The organism is Methylobacterium sp. WL119, assembly GCF_008039875.1.
In the GTDB taxonomy this organism is placed as follows: Bacteria; Pseudomonadota; Alphaproteobacteria; order Rhizobiales; family Beijerinckiaceae; genus Methylobacterium.
Window position 1 is genome coordinate 140,276 of sequence record NZ_VRUU01000003.1, and the last position, 18,975, is coordinate 159,250.

General features: G+C 70.1%; 20 protein-coding genes. 8 read left to right on the forward strand and 12 right to left on the reverse strand.

What is annotated here, in order from left to right; all coding sequences use genetic code 11:
* The 3 genes from FV227_RS02880 to FV227_RS02890 are packed head-to-tail and all read right to left on the reverse strand — an operon-like array spanning position 1 to position 2,577.
* Positions 1-759, reverse strand: coding sequence for an ABC transporter ATP-binding protein (locus tag FV227_RS02880; RefSeq protein WP_147726937.1), 759 nt, complete (start codon positions 757-759; stop codon positions 1-3).
* Positions 760-787: 28 nt separating this feature from the next.
* A complete protein-coding gene (locus FV227_RS02885; protein WP_147726938.1) occupies positions 788-1,540 on the reverse strand; it encodes an ABC transporter permease in 753 nt (250 codons plus the stop codon).
* Positions 1,537-2,577: an ABC transporter substrate-binding protein gene (locus FV227_RS02890; RefSeq protein ID WP_147858234.1), complete on the reverse strand. Its 1,041-nt coding sequence runs from the start codon at positions 2,575-2,577 to the stop codon at positions 1,537-1,539. The genes FV227_RS02885 and FV227_RS02890 overlap by 4 nt, the downstream gene beginning before the upstream one ends.
* A gap of 332 nt (positions 2,578-2,909) precedes the next feature.
* Here FV227_RS02890 and FV227_RS28805 point away from each other — a divergent pair, with 332 nt between their 5' ends.
* Both FV227_RS28805 and FV227_RS02895 read left to right on the forward strand, forming a co-directional pair.
* Positions 2,910-3,062 (forward strand): hypothetical protein, encoded by a 153-nt coding sequence (locus tag FV227_RS28805; RefSeq protein ID WP_187274661.1) that lies wholly within the window; start codon positions 2,910-2,912, stop codon positions 3,060-3,062.
* Between the two features lie 90 nt (positions 3,063-3,152).
* Entirely contained in the window at positions 3,153-3,560 is a 408-nt protein-coding gene (locus tag FV227_RS02895; RefSeq protein WP_147726929.1) for a DUF3597 domain-containing protein, read from the forward strand.
* A gap of 86 nt (positions 3,561-3,646) precedes the next feature.
* Here the strand turns inward: FV227_RS02895 and FV227_RS02900 are convergent, their stop codons facing one another.
* Both FV227_RS02900 and FV227_RS02905 read right to left on the reverse strand, forming a co-directional pair.
* Complete coding sequence (locus FV227_RS02900; RefSeq protein ID WP_147726930.1) at positions 3,647-4,753, reverse strand: polyamine ABC transporter substrate-binding protein; 1,107 nt, start codon at positions 4,751-4,753, stop codon at positions 3,647-3,649.
* Positions 4,750-5,109 carry a RidA family protein gene (locus tag FV227_RS02905; protein ID WP_147726931.1) on the reverse strand — a complete coding sequence of 120 codons (360 nt, stop codon included), beginning with the start codon at positions 5,107-5,109 and terminating at the stop codon, positions 4,750-4,752. Before FV227_RS02905 ends, FV227_RS02900 begins: the two co-directional genes overlap by 4 nt.
* Before the next feature lie 225 nt (positions 5,110-5,334).
* Between FV227_RS02905 and FV227_RS02910 the strand changes: the two genes are divergently transcribed.
* Complete coding sequence (locus tag FV227_RS02910; RefSeq protein ID WP_147726932.1) at positions 5,335-5,601, forward strand: GlsB/YeaQ/YmgE family stress response membrane protein; 267 nt, start codon at positions 5,335-5,337, stop codon at positions 5,599-5,601.
* A gap of 83 nt (positions 5,602-5,684) precedes the next feature.
* On the opposite strand, the gene FV227_RS02915 is transcribed toward FV227_RS02910, so the two are convergent.
* The 3 genes from FV227_RS02915 to rpsO all read right to left on the reverse strand — a co-directional run bounded on the left by FV227_RS02915 (position 5,685) and on the right by rpsO (position 8,754).
* The gene (locus FV227_RS02915) at positions 5,685-5,906 is read right to left on the reverse strand and encodes a YgaP-like transmembrane domain (protein ID WP_147726933.1); all 222 of its coding nucleotides are present in this window, start codon (positions 5,904-5,906) and stop codon (positions 5,685-5,687) included.
* A gap of 148 nt (positions 5,907-6,054) precedes the next feature.
* Positions 6,055-8,274: a polyribonucleotide nucleotidyltransferase gene (gene pnp / locus FV227_RS02920; RefSeq protein ID WP_147840990.1), complete on the reverse strand. Its 2,220-nt coding sequence runs from the start codon at positions 8,272-8,274 to the stop codon at positions 6,055-6,057.
* A gap of 210 nt (positions 8,275-8,484) precedes the next feature.
* The gene (gene rpsO / locus FV227_RS02925; RefSeq protein WP_147726935.1) at positions 8,485-8,754 is read right to left on the reverse strand and encodes a 30S ribosomal protein S15; all 270 of its coding nucleotides are present in this window, start codon (positions 8,752-8,754) and stop codon (positions 8,485-8,487) included.
* Positions 8,755-9,049: 295 nt separating this feature from the next.
* Here rpsO and FV227_RS02930 point away from each other — a divergent pair, with 295 nt between their 5' ends.
* The 4 genes from FV227_RS02930 to FV227_RS02945 all read left to right on the forward strand — a co-directional run bounded on the left by FV227_RS02930 (position 9,050) and on the right by FV227_RS02945 (position 13,040).
* A complete protein-coding gene (locus FV227_RS02930) occupies positions 9,050-9,250 on the forward strand; it encodes a hypothetical protein (protein WP_147840989.1) in 201 nt (66 codons plus the stop codon).
* Between the two features lie 18 nt (positions 9,251-9,268).
* Positions 9,269-9,841: a DUF1003 domain-containing protein gene (locus FV227_RS02935; protein WP_147858235.1), complete on the forward strand. Its 573-nt coding sequence runs from the start codon at positions 9,269-9,271 to the stop codon at positions 9,839-9,841.
* Positions 9,842-9,991: 150 nt separating this feature from the next.
* Entirely contained in the window at positions 9,992-11,278 is a 1,287-nt protein-coding gene (gene serA / locus FV227_RS02940) for a phosphoglycerate dehydrogenase (protein ID WP_187274662.1), read from the forward strand.
* Positions 11,279-11,603: 325 nt separating this feature from the next.
* A complete protein-coding gene (locus FV227_RS02945; RefSeq protein WP_147858236.1) occupies positions 11,604-13,040 on the forward strand; it encodes an amino acid permease in 1,437 nt (478 codons plus the stop codon).
* A gap of 215 nt (positions 13,041-13,255) precedes the next feature.
* Here FV227_RS02945 and xth read toward each other — a convergent pair whose 3' ends face one another.
* Positions 13,256-14,065 carry an exodeoxyribonuclease III gene (xth, locus tag FV227_RS02950; protein ID WP_147728932.1) on the reverse strand — a complete coding sequence of 270 codons (810 nt, stop codon included), beginning with the start codon at positions 14,063-14,065 and terminating at the stop codon, positions 13,256-13,258.
* A 175-nt stretch (positions 14,066-14,240) separates the two neighbouring features.
* Between xth and FV227_RS02955 the strand changes: the two genes are divergently transcribed.
* Positions 14,241-14,957 carry a lysophospholipid acyltransferase family protein gene (locus tag FV227_RS02955; protein ID WP_147858237.1) on the forward strand — a complete coding sequence of 239 codons (717 nt, stop codon included), beginning with the start codon at positions 14,241-14,243 and terminating at the stop codon, positions 14,955-14,957.
* A gap of 6 nt (positions 14,958-14,963) precedes the next feature.
* On the opposite strand, the gene FV227_RS02960 is transcribed toward FV227_RS02955, so the two are convergent.
* The 3 genes from FV227_RS02960 to FV227_RS02970 form a co-directional block, all read right to left on the reverse strand.
* Positions 14,964-15,434: a cupin domain-containing protein gene (locus tag FV227_RS02960; RefSeq protein WP_147728930.1), complete on the reverse strand. Its 471-nt coding sequence runs from the start codon at positions 15,432-15,434 to the stop codon at positions 14,964-14,966.
* Between the two features lie 167 nt (positions 15,435-15,601).
* Positions 15,602-16,543: an outer-membrane lipoprotein carrier protein LolA gene (locus FV227_RS02965; RefSeq protein ID WP_147858238.1), complete on the reverse strand. Its 942-nt coding sequence runs from the start codon at positions 16,541-16,543 to the stop codon at positions 15,602-15,604.
* 189 nt (positions 16,544-16,732) lie between these two features.
* Positions 16,733-18,975: DNA translocase FtsK (locus FV227_RS02970; protein WP_281407531.1), on the reverse strand; the 2,243-nt coding region annotated here is incomplete at its 5' end.

Here is an 18,975-nt window from a genome sequence, read left to right on the forward strand (position 1 = left end):
TCAGAGTTCGGCCGAATCGCGGGAGAGCTCGCTCCGCAGGCGCCGTGCCGCTTCGAGCAATGCGCTATCGCGCCGCCTGCGCGGACGGGGCAGGTCGATCCGCACCTCCGCCGACACCCGGCCGGGCTTGCCGGCCAGCACCACCACCCGGTCGGCCAGCGTCACCGCCTCGTCGATGTCGTGGGTCACGAACAGCACCGTCTTGCCGGTGGCGGCCTGGATGCGCTGCACCTCATCTTGGAGACCCTCGCGGGTGAAGCTGTCGAGGGCCGAGAACGGCTCGTCCATGAGCAGCACGTCCGGGTCGACCGCGAGCGCACGGGCGATGGCGACGCGCTGGCGCTGCCCGCCCGAGAGCTGGTGCGGCCAGCGCTGGGCGAGATCGTCGAGCCCGACGAGGGCCAGCATATCGGCGGCCTTGGCCCGACGCTGGGAACGCGACAGGCCGCTGTTCTCCAGGCCGAAGGCGACGTTGTCGACGACCCGCCGCCACGGCAGCAGGCGTGCATCCTGGAACACCAGGGCCATCGGCGTGCGGCAGCCGGGCCGCGTCGCCAGCTCGACCGTGCCCGAGCTCGGCGCGGCGAGGCCGATCAGCACCCGCAAGAGCGTCGACTTGCCGACGCCGGATTCGCCGACGATCACCAGGAACTCGCCGCGCGCGACGGTGAGGTCGAGGTCCGACAGGATGACGTTGCGCGTGCCCCCGCGCGCGTAGGCGAGGCTCAAAGCCCGGAAGGCGATGATCGGGTCGCGCATGGCGGTGTCGGCCTGGGTCGCCATGCGCTCAGGCCCGCCAGCGCAGGAGCCAGCCCTGCAGGGCGACGAACGCCGAATCGAACAATCCGTAGAGCCCGGCCATGGTGAGCATGTAGACGACCACGATGTCGGTGGAGAGCAGGCTCGAGGCCTGCATCATCCGCTGCCCGACGCCCGGCACGCCGAAGATCTCCGCCGCGACCACCGCCATCCAGGCTTGGCCGAGCGCCGTGCGCAGGCCGACGAGGATGCCCGGCGTCGCCGCCGGCAGCAGGATCTTGGTCAGACGTGCGGGGGCCGAGCGGAAGCCGAAGGCCTGTGCCACCTCAATCAGGTCGCGGTCGACGCCGCGCACGGCGCCCTGCGTCGCGAAGAAGACGATCCAGAACACGCCGATGGCGATGATGAACACGGCCGCCGACGGCTCGACGCCGAACCAGATGATGGCGAACGGCACCCAGGCGAGGCCCGGGATCGGCCGCAGCAGACGCACAACCCAGGCGGTCGCGGCTTCGAACGTCCGCGACATGCCGCCGACGAGGCCGAGCGCGATCCCGGCGCCCGCGCCGACGGCGAGGCCGACGAGGTAGTGGCTCAGGCTCGACGCCACCGCCTCGAACCACACCCCGAGCTCGATCTCGCGCAGGAACGCGGCCGGGATCGTGCTCGGCGGCGGCAGGAAGGCCGGGTTGATCAGCCCGAGCCGGGGCGGCGCCTCCCAGACCAGGAGGAAGGCGGCGAGCCCGAGGGCCGACAGCAGGATCGCGCGGAGGACGGTCAGCGCGCGATCGCCTTCTCGTAGAAGCCCGGCACGAACAGGCCGTCGATCGGCACGTCCTTGTCGAGGGTGCCGATGCTCACCTGATAGGCCTGCATCTTCCGCGTCGCCTCGACGATCACCCGCGGGTCGGCGGTGAACTTCGCCGCCGGCGAGGACAACGCCTTCCGGATCGTGGCGAGATCGGTGATGCCCTTGCCGAGCGCCTTCTCGACCGGCGGCGCGGCGCGGGCCGGATCGGTCTTGAGCAGGTCGGTCGCCTTCACCAGCGCGTCGACGAGGCCCTGCACCGCGGCCGGGTTCCTGTCGGCGAAGGCGCCCGAGACGGCGACCACGGTGCCGGGCTGGTCGGGGAACATCTCGGCGCCGGTGGCGATCAGGGCGATCGCCGGGTTGCGCTGCTGGACGATCGTCAGCGCCGGCTCGCGGATCGAGGCGCCGTCGACGGCGCCGGCGAGCAGAGCCTGCTGCGTCGCGTCGATGCCCATGGCGACGACCTCGGCGTTCGTCTTGTCGGTCTTGGCCACCTGCCAGAGCCAGTGCTGCAGCGTGGTGTTCGGCACCGAGCCCGGCGGCTGGGTCGCGAGGCGGGCGGCGCGGCCCTCCTTCTCCCGGTAGCGGCGGAAGGCCTCCGCCTTGTCGGCGGTCGCCGCGAAGTAGGGCGCGAGCTTGGGGCCTGCGACGAACACCATCTCCTCGACCGCGGTCGCGGCGACCACGCGCACGTCGATGTTCTTGGTGCGCGCCACCGCCAGCGGCGCGATGCCCGCGACGTAGACGTCGATGGTGCCGGAGGCCAGCGCCTGGATCATGTTCGGCCCGGACTCGAAGGTGGTGAATCCCGGCTTGAGCCCGGCGGCCTCGAGCCAGCCCTCTCCGTTGGCGACGAAGATCGGCGCCGCGCCGATCACCGGGATCACGCCGATGCGGACGGGCACCGGCGCGGTCTGCGCCGTCGCGGAGCCCGCCCCGAGGGCGTCCGCCCCGAACGCGAGCAGGCCCGCAGCGAGGATCGTACGGCGATTGGGGAACTGACGCATGGGCTCGGGATTTCCGGGCTCGGGAGCGGAGCGGCTTCGGCCGCTCCCATGCCACAGGCCGGCGAAAGTGCAAATCGGCGCGCCGAAAACGCCATCCGCCCTCGCTCGCGCGTGGCAAGCACTTCGATTGCGACCACATGGTTACGAAGGATGAAGCCGCGCAAAATCGCCTAGGTATTCCAATGCAACTTTCAGATGCTGGAAAACGGTTCTGTACTCATAGAAAGCGTGTCTGAGAGATATCCACAGAGTCGAATTTTATTGCCATTCATTTCTGTATAAGGCATCCATCCTTTCCACCAGAGAAGTCTGCCTTGGGGATGATCGTCGCGATGCTCAGCTTCGCTTGCCTGACCTGCGGCGTTGGCCTTGCCCGCATGTCGACGCGCGACCCGGATCGGGCGCCGATCCTGGAACGATGGAGCGGGCTCTGCCTGCTCGCCGGCCTCGCCCTGCTCGGAGCCGCCCTGCCGCTCTTCCGCTGACGTTGCGGCGCGGCCGGAACAGGCCGGTCCGGCTCCCGTTGTCACGCGACTGCGGCGCTTTTCCGCGGCATCGATCGAGGGAATGATCTCATGAGCCTACTCGGCAGCATCGTCAGCAAGATCCTGCATCCGTTCGGAGGCGCCTCCTCCGCGGCGGCCCCCTCGACCGCGGATGCCGGCGGCGCCAGCAGCCCGGCCTCGACCACCACGGCCGACGCGACGCCGTCCGCCTCGGGCGAGCCCGTGGACGTGGAGGCGGTGCTCAACGGCATGGCCCAGAAGAATTCCCAGACGCTGAACTGGCGCACCTCGATCGTGGACCTGATGAAGCTCCTCGATCTCGATTCGAGCCTGACTGCCCGCAAGCAGCTCGCCGACGAGCTGCACTACACGGGCGACAAGGACGATTCGGCCACGATGAACGTCTGGCTGCACAAGCAGGTGATCAAGAAGCTCGAGGAGAACGGCGGCAAGGTGCCGGCCGACCTCAAGGACTGATCACGGTCGCCCGCGACGATCGAAGCCCGGCCATCGCGCCGGGCTTTTTCGTGCGCGCTCCCCGCGGCGACGGCTCACTTGACGGCTCACTTGCCGGTGCGCACCCGCGTCCAGGCCCGTGTGACGAAGCGCTGGGTGCGGTCGTCCCAGGCGGTGTTGACCGAGAGCCGCTGCATCGTCGCGTCGTCGGGATAGATGCCGGGATTGGCCAGGATGTCCGGCTTCACGAGCTTCTTCGCGGGCAGGTTGCCGCTGGCATAGGACACGAAGTTGGTGTTGGCCGCCGCAACCTCGGGGCGCAGCATGTAGTCGATGAAGCTCAGCGCCTCCGCCGCATGGGGGGCGTCCTTCGGGATCGCGAAGGCATCGAACCACATCAGCGTGCCCTCCTTCGGGATGAGGTAGGCGATCTCGACGCCGTTCTTCGCCTCGTCGGCCCGCTTCTTCGCCTGCAGCACGTCGCCGGAATAGCCGACCGCGACGCAGAGATCGCCGTTGGCGAGCGACTGGATGTATTCCGACGAGTGGAACTTCCGCACCGTCCCGCGCACCTTGAAGAGCGCGTCGGCGACCTGGGTGATGTCGTCCCAGCGCTTAGAGTCGCTCTTCAGGCCGAAGGTCGGCAGCATGCTCGGGATCAGGTCCTCGGGCGAGTCGAGCATCATGATCCCGCAATCCTTGAGCTTGTTCGCCGAGGCCGGGTTGAGGACGAGGTTCCAGGTGTTGAGCGCGGCGCCGGCGCCGAGACGCTCGCGCACCAGCCCGAGGTTGAGCCCGAGCCCGGTGGTGCCCCACATGTAGTCGACGGCGTAGGCGTTGCCCGGATCGTAGGTCGCGAGGCGCCCGGCGATCTCCGGCCAGACGTTGCCGAGGTTCGTCAGCTTGGCCTTGTCGAGGGGCAGGAACGCGCCGGCCCGGATCAGCCGCTGCAGGAACGGCCCCGACGGCACCACCACGTCGTAGCCGGACTTGCCGGCGAGCAGCTTGGTCTCGAGGATCTCGTTGTTGTCGTAGGTGTCGTAGACCACCTTGATCCCGGTCTCGCGGGTGAAGGCCTCTAGCACCTTCGGATCGATGTAGTCCGACCAGTTGTAGATGTTGACGACCCGCTCCGGCCCCGCCGCCAACGCCGGCCCGCTCACGAGCGTGAGGCCCGCGAGGAGGATCGCGCGTGCGAGGGCGGCGGCCCTCATGCGCCCGACCGCGCGGCGACGACGACGATCTCGACGAGGTATTCCGGCCCGGCGAGCTTGGCCTCGACCGTGGCGCGGCCGGGCGGGTTGTCCTTCGACACCCAGGCGTCCCAGGCGGCGTTCATCTCGGCGAATGTGCCCATGTCGGCCAGGTAGATCGTCGCCATCAGGATCCGCTCCTTGTCGCTGCCGGCAGCCGCCAGCAGGCGCTCGATCTGGCCGAGGATGGCCTGCGTCTGCGCGGTGACGCCGGTGCCGACCGTGTCGGCGGCGACCTGGCCGGCGAGATACACCGTGTCGCCGTAGGCCACGCCTTGCGCCATCCGCGCGCCCGGCTCGAAGCGTTCGATCGTCATGTCCTGTCCCCCGGCTGATCTTCGGATCGCTTCTGCCGCCGGGCGCGTGCGAGGTAAAGGGGCGCCGGGCCGGCGGCCTTGGCCCATTGCAGTGCGGAAAAAGATCCGGCGACGGCCAATCCGTCGCAACCCCCGCTGCCACCGTGCGTTTCAACACCGTTCCAGCGTCGCGTCATCCGAAAGCGGCGTCACATCGTCAGGCGTCACGTCGCCAAGGGGTTCGTCATGGGTATTCTCTGGACCATCGTCATCGGTTTCCTCGCCGGCATCGTCGCCAAGTTCATCATGCCCGGCTCGAACGAGCCGTCGGGCTTCATCCTGACCACCATCCTCGGCATCGTCGGCGCCTTCGTCGCCACCTTCCTCGGCCAGGCGCTCGGCTGGTACGGCCCGAACCAGGGCGCGGGCTTCATCGGCGCCGTGGTCGGCGCGATCGTCGTCCTCGCGATCTACGGCTTCATCGCCAGCCGCGGCCGCACCACCACGCTCTGAGGTCGCGCTCGCCGACACGGACCACGACGTAGAAAAGGGGGCGCCGCAAGGCGCCCCCTTCTTCGTTGCGACTGGTCCGATGCTCAGATGTGGTCGGAGGCCGCCTTGATTGCGCAATGGCCGGTGGCGCCGCGCAATGCGAGGCCGACGCCGACCACGAGGGCCGCGAGGCTCAGCCACTTGTTCGGGCGCGGCTGCGCGGCCGCCGCCGCGATGCCGAGGCCGAGCGCCACCGAGACCGCGCGCTCGGTGGTGCTGAGGTTCGGCTCGCCGCTGAAGATGTCGTGGATCATGTCGTTGGCCATGGGGTCGGGTGCGCTCCTGTTGGGGTCGCGGATCGAACGCCCTCCGAAGGCCGGCGTTCCTTGCCGCCGCGCCGGAACCGCCCACGAAAAAGGCGCGGCCCCGAGGGGACCGCGCCGTCTTCGCCGTCAGGACCGCGGGTCCGGACGATCAGTCGTTCGACTGGCGACGCTCGCCGCGGCTGCTGCGCTCGCTCCGCTCGCGCGGGGCCCGCTCCTCGCGCTCGGGCTCGCCGCGCTCGGCGCGCTCGGCCTTGAGCTTCTCGGTGAGGTCCTCGCCGGTCTCCTGGTCGACGACCTTCATCGAGAGGCGGATCTTGCCGCGATCGTCCTGGCCGAGGAACTTAACCTTGACCTTCTGGCCCTCGCTGACGACGTCCGTCACCTTGGCGACCCGCTGGGCGGCGAGCTCCGAGATGTGGACGAGGCCGTCCTTGGCGCCGAAGAAGTTCACGAAGGCGCCGAACTCCATCGTCTTCACGACGGTGCCCTCGTAGATCATGCCCGGCTCGGCTTCCGCGACGATCGAGCGGATCCAGTTGTAGGCCGCCTTGATCGCCTTGCCGTCAGCCGAGGCGATCTTCACGGTGCCGGAATCGTCGATGTTGATCTTGGCGCCGGTCTTCTCGACGATCTCGCGGATCACCTTGCCGCCGGTGCCGATCACTTCCCGGATCTTGTCGGTGGGGATCTGCATGGTCTCGATGCGCGGCGCGTACTCGCCGAGCTCGGGGCGGGCGGCGGTGAGCGCCTTGGCCATCTCCACGAGGATGTGGGCGCGGCCGTCCTTCGCCTGGGCGAGGGCGACCTGCATGATCTCCTCGGTGATGCCGGCGATCTTGATGTCCATCTGGAGCGAGGTGATGCCCTCGTCCGTGCCGGCCACCTTGAAGTCCATGTCGCCGAGGTGGTCCTCGTCACCGAGGATGTCGGAGAGCACCGCGTAGCGCTCGCCCTCGAGGATGAGGCCCATGGCGATGCCGGCGACGGGACGGCGCAGCGGGACGCCCGCATCCATCAGCGACAGCGAGCCGCCGCAGACCGAGGCCATCGAGGACGAGCCGTTCGACTCGGTGATCTCGGACACGACGCGGATCGTGTACGGGAACTCGTGGGCCGGCGGCAGCACCGGGTGGATCGCGCGCCAGGCGAGCTTGCCGTGGCCGATCTCGCGGCGACCGGGGGAGCCCATGCGGCCGGTCTCACCCACCGAGTAGGGGGGAAAATTGTAGTGCAGCAGGAAGGTCTCCTTGTAGGTCCCCTGCAGCGCGTCGATGTACTGCTCGTCCTCGCCGGTGCCCAGCGTCGCGACCACGAGCGCCTGGGTCTCGCCGCGGGTGAACAGCGATGAGCCGTGGGCGCGCGGCAGCACGCCGACCTGGCTCTCGATCGGGCGGACGGTCTTCACGTCGCGGCCGTCGATGCGCGAGCCGGTGTCGAGGATGTTCCAGCGAACGACCTTGGACTGGGCCTCCTTGAAAGCGGCCTTGACCTTCTCGGGGGCGAACTTCTGCTCGCCTTCGGCCGGGCACAGAGCCGCGACCACCTTCGCCTTCACGGCGTCGACGGCCTTGTAGCGCTCCTGCTTGACGGTGATCTTGTAGGCGTCGCGCAGCTCGGACTCGCAGACGCCGAGCACGGCGGCCTCGACGTCGGCATTCTCCGGCGGCGAGAAGGCCCGCGGCTCCTTGGCGGCCTTCTCGGCCAGGCGCACGATCGCCTCGATCACCGGCTGGAAGTGCTTGTGGCCGAACATTACGGCGCCGAGCATGATCTCCTCGGACAGCTCCTTGGCCTCCGACTCGACCATCAACACCGCGTCGGTGGTGCCGGCGACGACGAGGTCGAGCACCGCGCCGTCCATCTCCGGGACCGGCGGGTTGAGCACGTACTGGCCGTTGGCGTAGCCGACGCGGGCGGCGCCGATCGGGCCCATGAACGGCACGCCGGACAGGGTGAGCGCCGCCGAGGCCGCGACCATCGCCAGGATGTCGGGGTCGTTCTCGAGGTCGTGGGTGAGCACGGTCACGACGACCTGGGTGTCGTTGCGCCAGCCCTCGACGAAGAGCGGGCGGATCGGGCGGTCGATCAGGCGGGAGACCAGCGTCTCCTTCTCGGACGGCCGGCCCTCGCGCTTGAAGTAGCCGCCGGGGATGCGGCCGGCGGCGTAGGCGCGCTCCTGGTAGTTCACGGTCAGCGGCAGGAAGTCGATCCCGACCTTCGGCTCCTTGGAGGAGACGACGGTGGCGAGAACCGAGGTCTCGCCGTAGGTGGCCATCACCGAGCCGTCGGCCTGGCGGGCGACCTTGCCGGTCTCCAGAACGAGGCGGCGGTCGCCCCACATCAGCTCTTCACGTTGTACGTCGAACATTCTTGTCGTCCTTGCCATCATGCGGCGGGCGAACCCGGCGCGGCCAGGGGCAAGACGGCGGGGCACTCCGGCTGGAGGAGTGCCCTGCGATCCTGTCCCTGGTGTTCGCGCCTCGAAGTCGCCCGTTGCTCGCGGGGCCGGACCCGTTCCGGCCACCCGAGATCTTGAAAAAAGCGGTCCCGAGCCGGGCTCGGAACCGCGTGGGCTGGATTAGCGGCGGATGCCGAGGCGCTCGATGAGGCTGCGGTAGCGGGCCTCGTCGCGACGCTTCACGTAGTCGAGCAGCGAGCGGCGCTGCGAGACCATCTTCAGGAGGCCGCGGCGGGAATGGTTGTCCTTGCCGTGGGTCTTGAAGTGGCTGGTGAGGTTGGTGATCCGCTCGGTGAGGATCGCCACCTGGACCTCCGGCGAGCCGGTGTCCTTGGCGACGGTCGCGTATTCCTTGATGAGCGCGGTCTTGCGCTCTGCCGAGATCGACATCGCAGTGCCTTTCAGGTGAGGTTTTCAGAAGCGCCGTGCGGCCGCCCCTCCGGATCGGGAGGACGGCGCCTGAGGCATGCTCGAGCCTTGGCCGATGCCGGGATGTCGTCCAGCAGGGTCGTTGGTCCAAGCGGTTTCGGCCCCGCCCGTCGCCGGGCCGAGGCCGCGCGGACCATACACGAAACGGTTCGCGGCGCCAGTCCCGGCCACCGGGCGTCTCCCGGGCCGCGATGCGAATTCTTCGCTGCTGCCCGCCCGTTTGAGATATGTTCGCTGAACATCAGGGGGCGACATCATGATCTGTCAGACTGCGATCGAGGCGATGGGTGTCCAGAACGACCGCCTCACGACGATGATCAGGAACATCGACGGCGGCATCTGGTGGCAGACGGATGCGAACGCCAAGGTCGAAGCCGGGAAGATCCTGGCCCAGACCGCACGCATCGGCGATGCCCTCGACGCCATCGAACGCCTCGTGAAGGGCATGGCGACGTAGCAGGAGAGGGGCACCGGCATGTCCGCCGACGGAGACGAGGCGGTCGCCCGGCTCGCCCGGCAGCTCCTGGATCAGGGCTTGGGCTGCCTGTCGCCGCACGATCGGCGCGTCCTCGCGCACATCGCCGGGCGCGTCCATGCCCGCGACGCGGGCGCCGCCGCGACGTCGCGCGCGGGCCCGGATTTCGGCGAACGCCTCGCCGACCGGGTCGCCAGGCTCGGCGGCTCGTGGGGGTTCATCATCGCCTTCACCGGCCTGCTCGTCGGCTGGGTGGTCCTGAACACCGTCGTCCTCGCAGGGTCGGGGGGCGGCTTCGACGCCTATCCCTACATCTTTCTCAACTTGATCCTGTCGATGGTCGCGGCGTTGCAGGCGCCGGTGATCCTGATGTCGCAGAACCGGCAGGCGGAGCGCGACCGCATCGCCGCCGGCCTCGACTACGAGGTCAACCTGCGCGCCGAGATCGAGATCGTGTCCCTGCACGACAAGCTCGACCGCATCCGGACCAAGCAGCTGGAGGATCTGATCCGCGCGCAGACCCGGCAGATCGCCGAACTCGGCGCCGCGCGGACCGCCCGCCCGCGCGGGTGAGCGGCGGCCATTTCGCATGACGGAACGGTCGCACCGGAAAGCCGATGCATCCCAGCCATCCGCCCGCGTCGTTGCATCGCGAAATCACCGCTCCTATCGCTGCCGGCCTTCGGCGCCCGGAGGCGCCCTCGTCGAACGGCCGATCGCACCATGAACTCCGAACCGCTCCCGCTGCCCGAAACCCTGGCCCTGCCCGAGAAGCTGTCGCTGCCGAAGGACAGGATCCGGGTGCTGCTGCTCGAAGGCATCAACGACAGCGCCGTCGGGCTGATGCGCGCGGCCGGCTACACCAACCTCGTCCGCCTGCCGAAGGCGCTCGACCGCGATGCGCTGCACGAGGCCCTGAAGGGCATCCACATCCTCGGCATCCGCTCGCGCACGCAGCTCGACGCGGCGGCCCTCGACGCCGCCGACCGCCTGCTCGCGGTCGGCTGCTTCTCGGTGGGCACCAACCAGGTCGACCTCGACGCCGCGCGGCGGCGCGGCGTGCCGGTGTTCAACGCGCCGTTCTCGAACACCCGCTCGGTCGCCGAGCTCGTCATCGGCGAGATCGTGATGCTCCTGCGCCGGATCGTGCCGCGCTCGGTCGGGGCGCATGCCGGCCAGTGGGACAAGTCGGCGGCCGGCTCGGTCGAGGTGCGCGGCAAGACGCTCGGCATCGTCGGCTACGGCAACATCGGTACGCAGCTCTCGACGCTGGCCGAGGCCATGGGCATGCGGGTCGACTTTTACGACCACACCGACAAGCTCCGCCACGGCAACACCGAGCCGACCGCCTCGCTCGCCGAGCTGCTCGCCCAGAGCGACGTGGTCTCGCTGCACGTGCCCGAGACCGACGCCACCGCCAACATGATCGGCGAGGCCGAGATCCGCGCGATGAAGCCGGGCGCGTACCTGATCAACAACGCCCGCGGCACCGTCGTCGACCTCGACGCGCTCGCACGGGCCCTGCGCGACGGGCACCTCGCCGGCGCCGCCGTCGACGTCTTCCCGGTCGAGCCCGGCTCGAACCAGGAGCGCTTCGTCTCGCCGCTCCAGGGCCTGGAGAACGTGATCCTCACACCCCACGTCGGCGGCTCGACCGAGGAGGCCCAGGAGCGCATCGGCTCGGAGGTCGCGCGCAAGCTGGTGGATTACTCCGACATCGGCTCGACCATCGGCGCGGTGAACTTCCCGCAGGTGCAGCTCCCGCCGCGCCCGACCGGCGCGCGCTTCATCCACGTGCAGCAGAACCTGCCCGGCATGCTCAACCGCCTCAACGCGGTGTTCTCGAGCGCGGGCATCAACATCGCCGGGCAGTTCTACCAGACCGACGGCGAGGTCGGTTACGTGGTGCTCGAGACCGACGCCACCAACGCCGACGCCGAGACCCTGCTCGCCGAGATCCGCGCGATCCCGGGCACGATCCGCGCGCGGCTGCTGTACGAGCGCCGCTGAGCGGGGCGTTCGCGGACGCCGCCCTGCGATCGATCCGGTCTCCATCGCGGCGTGACGGCGCCGGATGGATCCTGCGAAGCACGCCGCGCTCGCTCTCCCATGAAAAGTGTGTCGGGGAGAGGGGCGTGACTCTCCGAAAGCTCACGCCCCTCATCCTGTCCTTTTCCCCCTGGGCGAAGGGACCCGTGCTCGATTCGGCGTCCGGCCGGTGCCTGAGCGCTCCGTCGCGGACGACCCTGAGAAACTTTCCGTGGCGCGGCTATCGCTGGCGCGGCACTTGCCGCAGCCTCGCTGCATCTTCCGCGGGCTCGGACATCGCCACGCCATGACCACAGGCTTCTTCGCCGCGAAGAAATCCGTCGCCGCGCTCGTCGCCGGGCATGAGGACGACCACGGGCCGGCGCTGGCGCGGAGCCTGTCGGCGTTCGGGCTGGTCTGCATCGGCCTCGGCGCGACGATCGGGGCGGGAATCTTCGTCCTCACCGGCACCGCGGCGGCGGACTATGCCGGCCCGGCGCTCGCGCTATCCTTCGTCGCCGGCGGGATCGCCTGCGCCTTCGTCGGGCTGTGCTACGCAGAGCTGGCCGCGATGATCCCGGTGCCGGGCTCGACCTACGCCTACACCTACGCGACGCTCGGCGAGCTCTGCGCGTGGATCATCGGCTGGGACCTCGTCCTCGAATTCGCCTTCGCCGCCGCCACCGTCGCGGTGGGCTGGTCGGGCTACGCGCAGAGCCTGCTCGCGGATGCGGGCCTGCGCCTGCCGGCGGCGCTCGCCGCGGCGCCCGGCGGAGGCGGCCTCGTCAACCTGCCGGCGGCCAAGATCGTGCTCGCGCTGACGGCGCTCCTGATGCGCGGCAGCCGCGAGGCCTCGCTCGTCAACACCGCGATGGTGGCGCTGAAGGTCGCGATCATCCTTGCCTTCGTCGGCGTCGGGGCGGCGCACCTGAAGCCGGAGTTGTGGCACCCGTTCATCCCGGAGAACACCGGCACCTTCGGGGAATTCGGCTGGAGCGGCATCCTGCGCGGCGCCGGCGTGGTGTTCTTCGCCTTCATCGGCTTCGAGACGGTCTCGACCGCCGCCGGCGAGACCCGCGACCCGCAGCGCGACGCGCCGATCGGCCTCCTCGGGTCCCTGGCGGTGAGCACGGTGCTCTACGTCGCGGTCGCCGCGGTGCTCACCGGGCTCGTGCCCTACCGGGCGCTGAACGTCGCCGACCCGATCGCCAAGGCGATCGACGCGATCGGGCTCGGCGGCTTCGCCGTCGCGATCAAGCTCGGCGCGCTGATCGGGCTGACGACCTCGACGCTGACCGCGCTCTACGGCCAGGCGCGGGTCTTCTACGCCATGGCCCGCGACGGCCTGCTGCCGCGGCTGTTCGCGCGGGTGAGCCCGACGACGCGCACGCCCATGCTGAGCCAGGCGACGATCGGCCTGATGACCGCGCTCGTGGCCGGCCTCGTGCCGATCGAGGAACTCGGCGAGCTGGTTAGCATCGGCACGCTCTTCGCCTTCGTGCTGGTCTGCACCGCCGTGCTGATCCTGCGCCGGACCGAGCCGGAGCGGCCGCGCCCGTTCCGGGTCCCGGCGGTCGGGCTGGTGGCGAGCCTCGGGATCCTGTCCTGCCTGCTGCTGATGGCGGGCCTGCCGGGCCAGACCTGGATCCGCCTCGCGGTCTGGCTGACGCTCGGCCTCGCCCTGTACGTGGGCTACGGACGCAGGAACGCCCGCCGGGTGAGGGCGGGCGCGTCGCGGGCTTAGAGCTGGAACCGAGCCTCATGGGGCCTGACCCATGAGGCTGGGTACGGACGCTCAGAACGAGCGGCGGTGCGGGGTCTGGGCGCCGCCGTAGCGGCGGCGGAGATAAGAGACGACCTTCGGCAGCAGGAAGGCGAGCAGGATCTTTCGCATGGGGTCGGCGAACCTTCTTCACGAGCGTGTGAAGATGCAATGCGCCGGCCCCGTTCGCGTTCCGGTCAGAGCTCCAGCGTCAACGTCACGGGCGCGTGGTCGGACGGGCGCGCCCAGCCGCGGGCCTCGCGCGCGACCTCGACCTTGCGCACGGTGCCGGCGAGGTCGGGCGAGACCCAGGCATGGTCGAGGCGGCGGCCCTTGTCGGCCGCCGACCAGTCGGGCGAGCGGTAGCTCCACCAGGTGAAGATCTTCTCCGGCGGCGGCGTCAGCAGGCGCGCGGTGTCGACCCAGCCGGCCTCGTTGCGCAAGCGTTCCAGCGCCTCGGTCTCGACGGGGGTGTGGCTCACCACGTCGAGCAGCTGCTTGTGCGACCAGACGTCGTGCTCCAGCGGCGCGACGTTGAGGTCGCCGACGAGGATCGCGGGGCCCTTCACGCGCCGCCCGCCCCAGGCGCGCAGGTCGCGCAGGAAGTCGAGCTTGTGCGCGAATTTCGGGTTGAGCGCGGTGTCGGGCACGTCGCCGCCGGCCGGCACGTAGAAATCGTGCAGCGCGATGCCCGCCGCGGCGCCGGCCTCGGGGCCGAGCACCGCCGAGATGTGGCGCGCGTCCTGGCGCTCGCAGAAGCTCATCACCGCGCGGGTGACGAGCGGAAACCGCGACAGGATCGCGACGCCGTTGTAGCCCTTCTGCCCGGCGAAGACGACGTTCTCGTAGCCCGAGCCGCGCAAGGCCTTCAGCGGGAAGGCGTCGTCCGGGCACTTGGTCTCCTGCAGGCACAGCACGTCGGGCTTCGCCTCGGCGAGGAAGCGCAGCACGAGATCGATGCGCAGGCGCACCGAGTTGATGTTCCAGGACGTGACGGTGAGGCGCAACGGAAACGCTCGCGGTTGTCGGGGGGAGGCCGGTGGATAGCGCGATTCGCCGGCGCGATCGACGCTGCGACCGGGCGGCCTGCGGAAATGGCGTGCTCCGCCCCGGACGACGGGGTATGTCCGCGCAAAGACCATCGGTCGGCCCCGCTCGACGACACGCCAGAGACATAGCCCCTTGCCGCGCATCCGCTCCGTCCTGTTCAACGCCTACTGGGCCGCCTGGACGGCCTTGTTCCTGGCACCGCTCGCGGTGCTGGCCGCCTCCGGCTCACCGGTCCGGCCGATCCGCGCGGCGACGCGCCTGTGGGCGCGGGGCATCCTGTTCGGGCTCCGCACGATCTGCGGCCTGCGCTACGTCGAGGAGGGGCGCGAGCGCATCCCGGCCGAGCCCTGCCTGATCGTCGCCAACCATCAGTCGGCCTGGGAGACGCTGGCCTTCCTCATCTTGGTGCCCGACGTGGCGATCATCGCCAAGCGCGAGCTCGTCGCGATCCCCGTGGTCGGCTGGTTCCTGCGGCGCTCGCCGATGATCATCATCGACCGGGCCAACGGCACCCAGGCCCTGCGCACGATGATCGACGAGAGCCGCGCCGCGGTAGCCGACGGGCGCTCGGTGCTGATCTTCCCCGAGGGCACCCGCGGCACCATCGACGAGAAGCTGCAGTTCAAGCGCGGCGTCGAGCTGCTGTACGGGCGTCTCGGCCTGCCGGTGCTGCCGGTGGCGGTCAATTCCGGGCTGTACTGGCCGACCGGGTCGTCGACGCGCGCCGGCACCGTGACGGTGAGCTACCTCGCCACCCTGGCGCCGGGCCTGCCGGCCGCCGAGTTCATGCGCGGCACCGAAGGCGCGATCGACAGCGAGCTCGACCGCTGGCGCCCGCAGGCGGCGTGAGGGCCCTCAATCGACCGCGCCGTAATAGGTGAAGTGCTTCCGCACCGGCTCGATCACGTCCCAGGTGCCGGAGAAGCCCTTCGGCGTGACGAAGGCGTCGCCCGCGCGATAGGTCTTCGAACGGCCCTCGGCGTCGGTGACGGTCACCACGCCTTCGAGCAGGTGGATGAACTCGTCCCGGCCGAAATCGATGCGGAACTTGCCCGGCCGGCAGGTCCAGATCCCGGCGGCGAACAGCTTGTCGGGGCTCTCGTAGACGTAGGTCGCGGTCTGCTCGGGGCGGCCCGAGAGGATGCAGGAGCGCTCGGGCCAGTACGTCGCGCTCGGCGGCTGGACGGCCGGGAAGTCGACGTTCGTCATCGTCGGCCCATCCAGCACCGGCGGCGGCGGGCCGGCCGGGCGGCGAAGGCCCGGCACCACCGCGAGGAACGCGGCGACGGGACCTGCGAAGGTGTGGAGCAGCCTGGCGATTTCCATGTCGAACCCTTCCTCGAATCGATCGAGGGGCACGATCGGGCGGCGCGCCTTGACGGCGGGTTCACCGGCGCGCCAGGCCACGCCGATCGGCGCGCTTCGGGACGTCCTTCCCCGGATCGATGCGGAAAGCGTTAAGGAAGCCTCACCATGGCGGCCTTTCGCGGACCTCAGGGGGTCTGGGACTGCTTGATCCGCTCCTGCATCGCCTTGTCCTCGGGGCGCCCGTAATTGATGAAGAACAGGTTGCCGTCGACGGCCTTGCCCTTCTGCAGGTTCGAGAGCTGCACGGTGGTGAGGTAGCCCTGCGGATCGGTGATCCGCCACTGGCCGAGCACCTTCATGTCGGCATCGAAGTACAGCTGGATCTTCGAGGTCCCGCCGAGCGTGGCGCGGTCCTCCAGGCTGATGCGGACGCCGCCCGGGTCGTTCGAGACGTCGGTGACGGTGAGGTCGCGGGCGAGGTCGATCTTCTCGCGGACCAGGAATTTCAGCGGGGTCTGCGCGATGAAGTACAGGTCCTGGGTCGCGAGCTTGCGGTCGCGCACCGCCACCGAGGTGCCGTCGGCCACCACCTCCAGCGGCGAGGGCGCGTCGTAGTCGAAACGCAGGCGCCCGGGCTTGGCGATGGTGAGCTTGCCGCCGATCTTCCGCCCGTCCGCGGCGATCTGGATGAACGAGCCGGTGAGCGTGCTCATGCCGTTGAAGTAGGCGTTGGCCTGGGCCAGCACGGTGGCGGCGTCCGGCGCCTCGTCGGAGGCGGCGGCTGGGGCGGGGGTCGGCGCGCCGACGGCGGCGACCTTCGCATCCGCCGCGGCGGGCTTGGCGGCGACCGGCTTGGCGGCGGGCTTCTCGGCCGAGCGCGACTTCGCGTCCTTCGCCGAGTCCTTGCTCGCATCCTTGGCCGCAGGCTTGGCGACCGTCTTCTTCGCGGGTGCCGCGGCCGGTGCGGCGGGGGCCGCCTCGGGCTCGGGCGCGGGAGCGGGCTGCTCCTTGCGGCCGAACAGGCCGTCGAGGAAGCTGCTGACCTGTGCGTCGGCCGGCGCCACAGGGGCGATCCAGGCCGCGACCGCGAGGAGCGATCCGGCAAGTCGGGTGCGGCGGCCGAGCATGGTCAGGCGTCTCCTGGGCGGGTGCGGCGTCCCGCAAGCGATGGTCGGCTTCAAGCGCGAAGGCGTGCGAAACGCCCGTCGCGCCGTGATGCCCCCTCGGGGCGCCGGGCCGTGTCGTCGGATGCCGTTAGAGCGGCGCCCTGTGGCGAAGATGCGACGCCGGCCGCGTTTCCGGCCGGCGCCTCGTCGTCACTCGTCGTCGTACATGCTGGCGGCGTGGGGCGCGCCCTCGACCAGGATCTCGCGCTTGCCGGCGTGGTTGGCCTGCCCGACGATGCCCTCGATCTCCATCCGCTCCATGATCGACGCGGCGCGGTTGTAGCCGATCTGCAGACGGCGCTGGATGTAGCTGGTCGACGCCTTGCGGTCGCGTAAGACCACCTGGATCGCCTGCTCGTAGAGGTCGCCGGCCTCGCCGCCCGACGCCGCCACGAAAGCGCCGACGTCGAAGACCGGAAGGTCGGCCTCCTCGGTCTCGGCCTCGACCGCCTCGGCCTTGCCCTTGCCCCTGCCGGCCGATTTCGGCGCCTCGTCGGACCCGTCGTCGGCGGTGACCGCCTCGAGGTAGGCCGGGCGGCCCTGGCGCTTGAGGTGGGCGACCACGCTCTCGACCTCCGAATCCGAGCAGAACGGCCCGTGCACCCGGGTCGTGCGCCCGCCGCCGGCCATGAACAGCATGTCGCCCTGGCCCAGGAGCTGCTCGGCGCCCATCTCGCCCAGGATCGTGCGCGAGTCGATCTTGCTCGTCACCTGGAAGCTGATCCGGGTCGGGAAGTTCGCCTTGATCGTCCCGGTGATCACGTCCACCGACGGACGCTGCGTCGCCATGATCAGGTGGATGCCCGCCGCGCGCGCCATCTGCGCCAAGCGCTGGATCGCGCCTTCGATGTCCTTGCCGGCCACCATCATCAGGTCGGCCATCTCGTCGACCACGATCACGATGTAGGGCAGGGCCGCGAGGTCCATCGCCTCGTCCTCGAACACCGCCTCGCCGGTCTCGCGGTTGAAGCCGGTCTGGATCGTCCGCGTGATGGTCTCGCCCTTGGCGCGGGCCTCGGCCATCCGGGCGTTGTAGCCGTCGATGTTCCGGACCGCGATCTTGGACATCTTCTTGTAGCGCTCCTCCATCTCGCGCACCGCCCATTTGAGGGCGATGACCGCCTTCTTCGGGTCGATGACGACGGGGGAGAGCAGGTGCGGGATGCCGTCGTAGACCGACAGCTCCAGCATCTTCGGGTCGACCATGATCAGGCGGCACTCCTCCGGCTTCATCCGGTAGAGGAGCGAGAGGATCATGGTGTTGATCGCCACCGACTTGCCCGAGCCGGTGGTGCCGGCCACCAGCAGGTGCGGCATGCGGGCGAGATCGGCGATGATCGGCTCGCCGCCGATGTTTTTCCCCAAGCACAGCGCGAGCTTGTGCTTGCTGGCGAAGAAGTCCGGCGCCGAGAGCAGCTCGCGCAGGAAGACCGTCTCGCGGATCTCGTTCGGCAGCTCGATGCCGATGACGTTGCGGCCCGGCACGACGGCGACGCGGGCCGAGACCGCCGACATCGAGCGCGCGATGTCGTCCGACAGGCCGATGACGCGGGAGGACTTGGTGCCGGGCGCCGGCTCGAGCTCGTAGAGGGTCACGACCGGGCCTGGGCGCACCGCGAGGATGTCGCCGCGCACGCCGAAATCCTGGACCGTCTGCTGCAGGTTGAGGGCGTTCTGCTCCAGCACGTCGGCATCGACCTCGGGGCTCTCGCCGGGCACCGGCATGGCGAGGAGATCGAGGGCGGGAAGCTCGTAGTCGGCGTTCTCGACCGAGGCGATGGCGAGGTGCCGGCCGGCGGCGATCAGGTGTGGGCGGCCGACGATCGGCATCGCCGGGGCGGGGATCGCGGGCGCCTGGACGACCGGTTCGGCGTAGGCCTCCACGGGGGCGGGGACCTCCTCGGGCTCGGGGGCCGGCGCGACCGCGACCGGCTCCGGTGCCGGGGCGGCCTTGCCGCGCAGCAGCACGGGACGCGGCGGGATCGGGACGATCACCGGCGGCGCGGCGGCCGGCATCGCGAAGGAAGGCTCGAAGGCGTGCGCCGCGAAAGCATGCTCGCTGAAATCCGGCTCGGCAAAGTCCGGCTCGGCAAAGTCCGGCTCGGCAAAGTCCGGCTCGGCAAAGTCCGGCTCGGCGTTCTCGAAGCCGAGCTCGATCTCCGGCTCGCGGACCTCGGGCAGAGAGACCTCGGGCAGGGAGACCTCGGACAGGGAGACCTCGGGCAGGAACGGTCGCGGCGAGGCGACCGCCGGCTCCATCGCGCGCGCGGGCCGGATCGCGGCGCGGGCGGCCATGGCCGACAGGACCGGTGCACGGCGGATCTCGACGGTCTCGGCAGGCGGCGGAGAGGGGAGGGGGGTTCCGGGTCCGAACACCAGCGACAGGGCCGGGC

What these genes read in the sequence shown, in the direction of transcription:
- FV227_RS02880 (WP_147726937.1), bottom strand. Translation starts at nt 759, where the DNA reads ATGCGCGACCCGATCATCGCCTTCCGGGCTTTGAGCCTCGCCTACGCG.
- FV227_RS02890 (WP_147858234.1), bottom strand. Translation starts at nt 2,577, where the DNA reads ATGCGTCAGTTCCCCAATCGCCGTACGATCCTCGCTGCGGGCCTGCTC.
- FV227_RS28805 (WP_187274661.1), top strand. Translation starts at nt 2,910, where the DNA reads ATGCTCAGCTTCGCTTGCCTGACCTGCGGCGTTGGCCTTGCCCGCATG.
- FV227_RS02895 (WP_147726929.1), top strand. Translation starts at nt 3,153, where the DNA reads ATGAGCCTACTCGGCAGCATCGTCAGCAAGATCCTGCATCCGTTCGGA.
- FV227_RS02900 (WP_147726930.1), bottom strand. Translation starts at nt 4,753, where the DNA reads ATGAGGGCCGCCGCCCTCGCACGCGCGATCCTCCTCGCGGGCCTCACG.
- FV227_RS02905 (WP_147726931.1), bottom strand. Translation starts at nt 5,109, where the DNA reads ATGACGATCGAACGCTTCGAGCCGGGCGCGCGGATGGCGCAAGGCGTG.
- FV227_RS02910 (WP_147726932.1), top strand. Translation starts at nt 5,335, where the DNA reads ATGGGTATTCTCTGGACCATCGTCATCGGTTTCCTCGCCGGCATCGTC.
- FV227_RS02915 (WP_147726933.1), bottom strand. Translation starts at nt 5,906, where the DNA reads ATGGCCAACGACATGATCCACGACATCTTCAGCGGCGAGCCGAACCTC.
- pnp (WP_147840990.1), bottom strand. Translation starts at nt 8,274, where the DNA reads ATGTTCGACGTACAACGTGAAGAGCTGATGTGGGGCGACCGCCGCCTC.
- rpsO (WP_147726935.1), bottom strand. Translation starts at nt 8,754, where the DNA reads ATGTCGATCTCGGCAGAGCGCAAGACCGCGCTCATCAAGGAATACGCG.
- FV227_RS02930 (WP_147840989.1), top strand. Translation starts at nt 9,050, where the DNA reads ATGATCTGTCAGACTGCGATCGAGGCGATGGGTGTCCAGAACGACCGC.
- FV227_RS02935 (WP_147858235.1), top strand. Translation starts at nt 9,269, where the DNA reads ATGTCCGCCGACGGAGACGAGGCGGTCGCCCGGCTCGCCCGGCAGCTC.
- serA (WP_187274662.1), top strand. Translation starts at nt 9,992, where the DNA reads ATGAACTCCGAACCGCTCCCGCTGCCCGAAACCCTGGCCCTGCCCGAG.
- FV227_RS02945 (WP_147858236.1), top strand. Translation starts at nt 11,604, where the DNA reads ATGACCACAGGCTTCTTCGCCGCGAAGAAATCCGTCGCCGCGCTCGTC.
- FV227_RS02960 (WP_147728930.1), bottom strand. Translation starts at nt 15,434, where the DNA reads ATGGAAATCGCCAGGCTGCTCCACACCTTCGCAGGTCCCGTCGCCGCG.
- FV227_RS02965 (WP_147858238.1), bottom strand. Translation starts at nt 16,543, where the DNA reads ATGCTCGGCCGCCGCACCCGACTTGCCGGATCGCTCCTCGCGGTCGCG.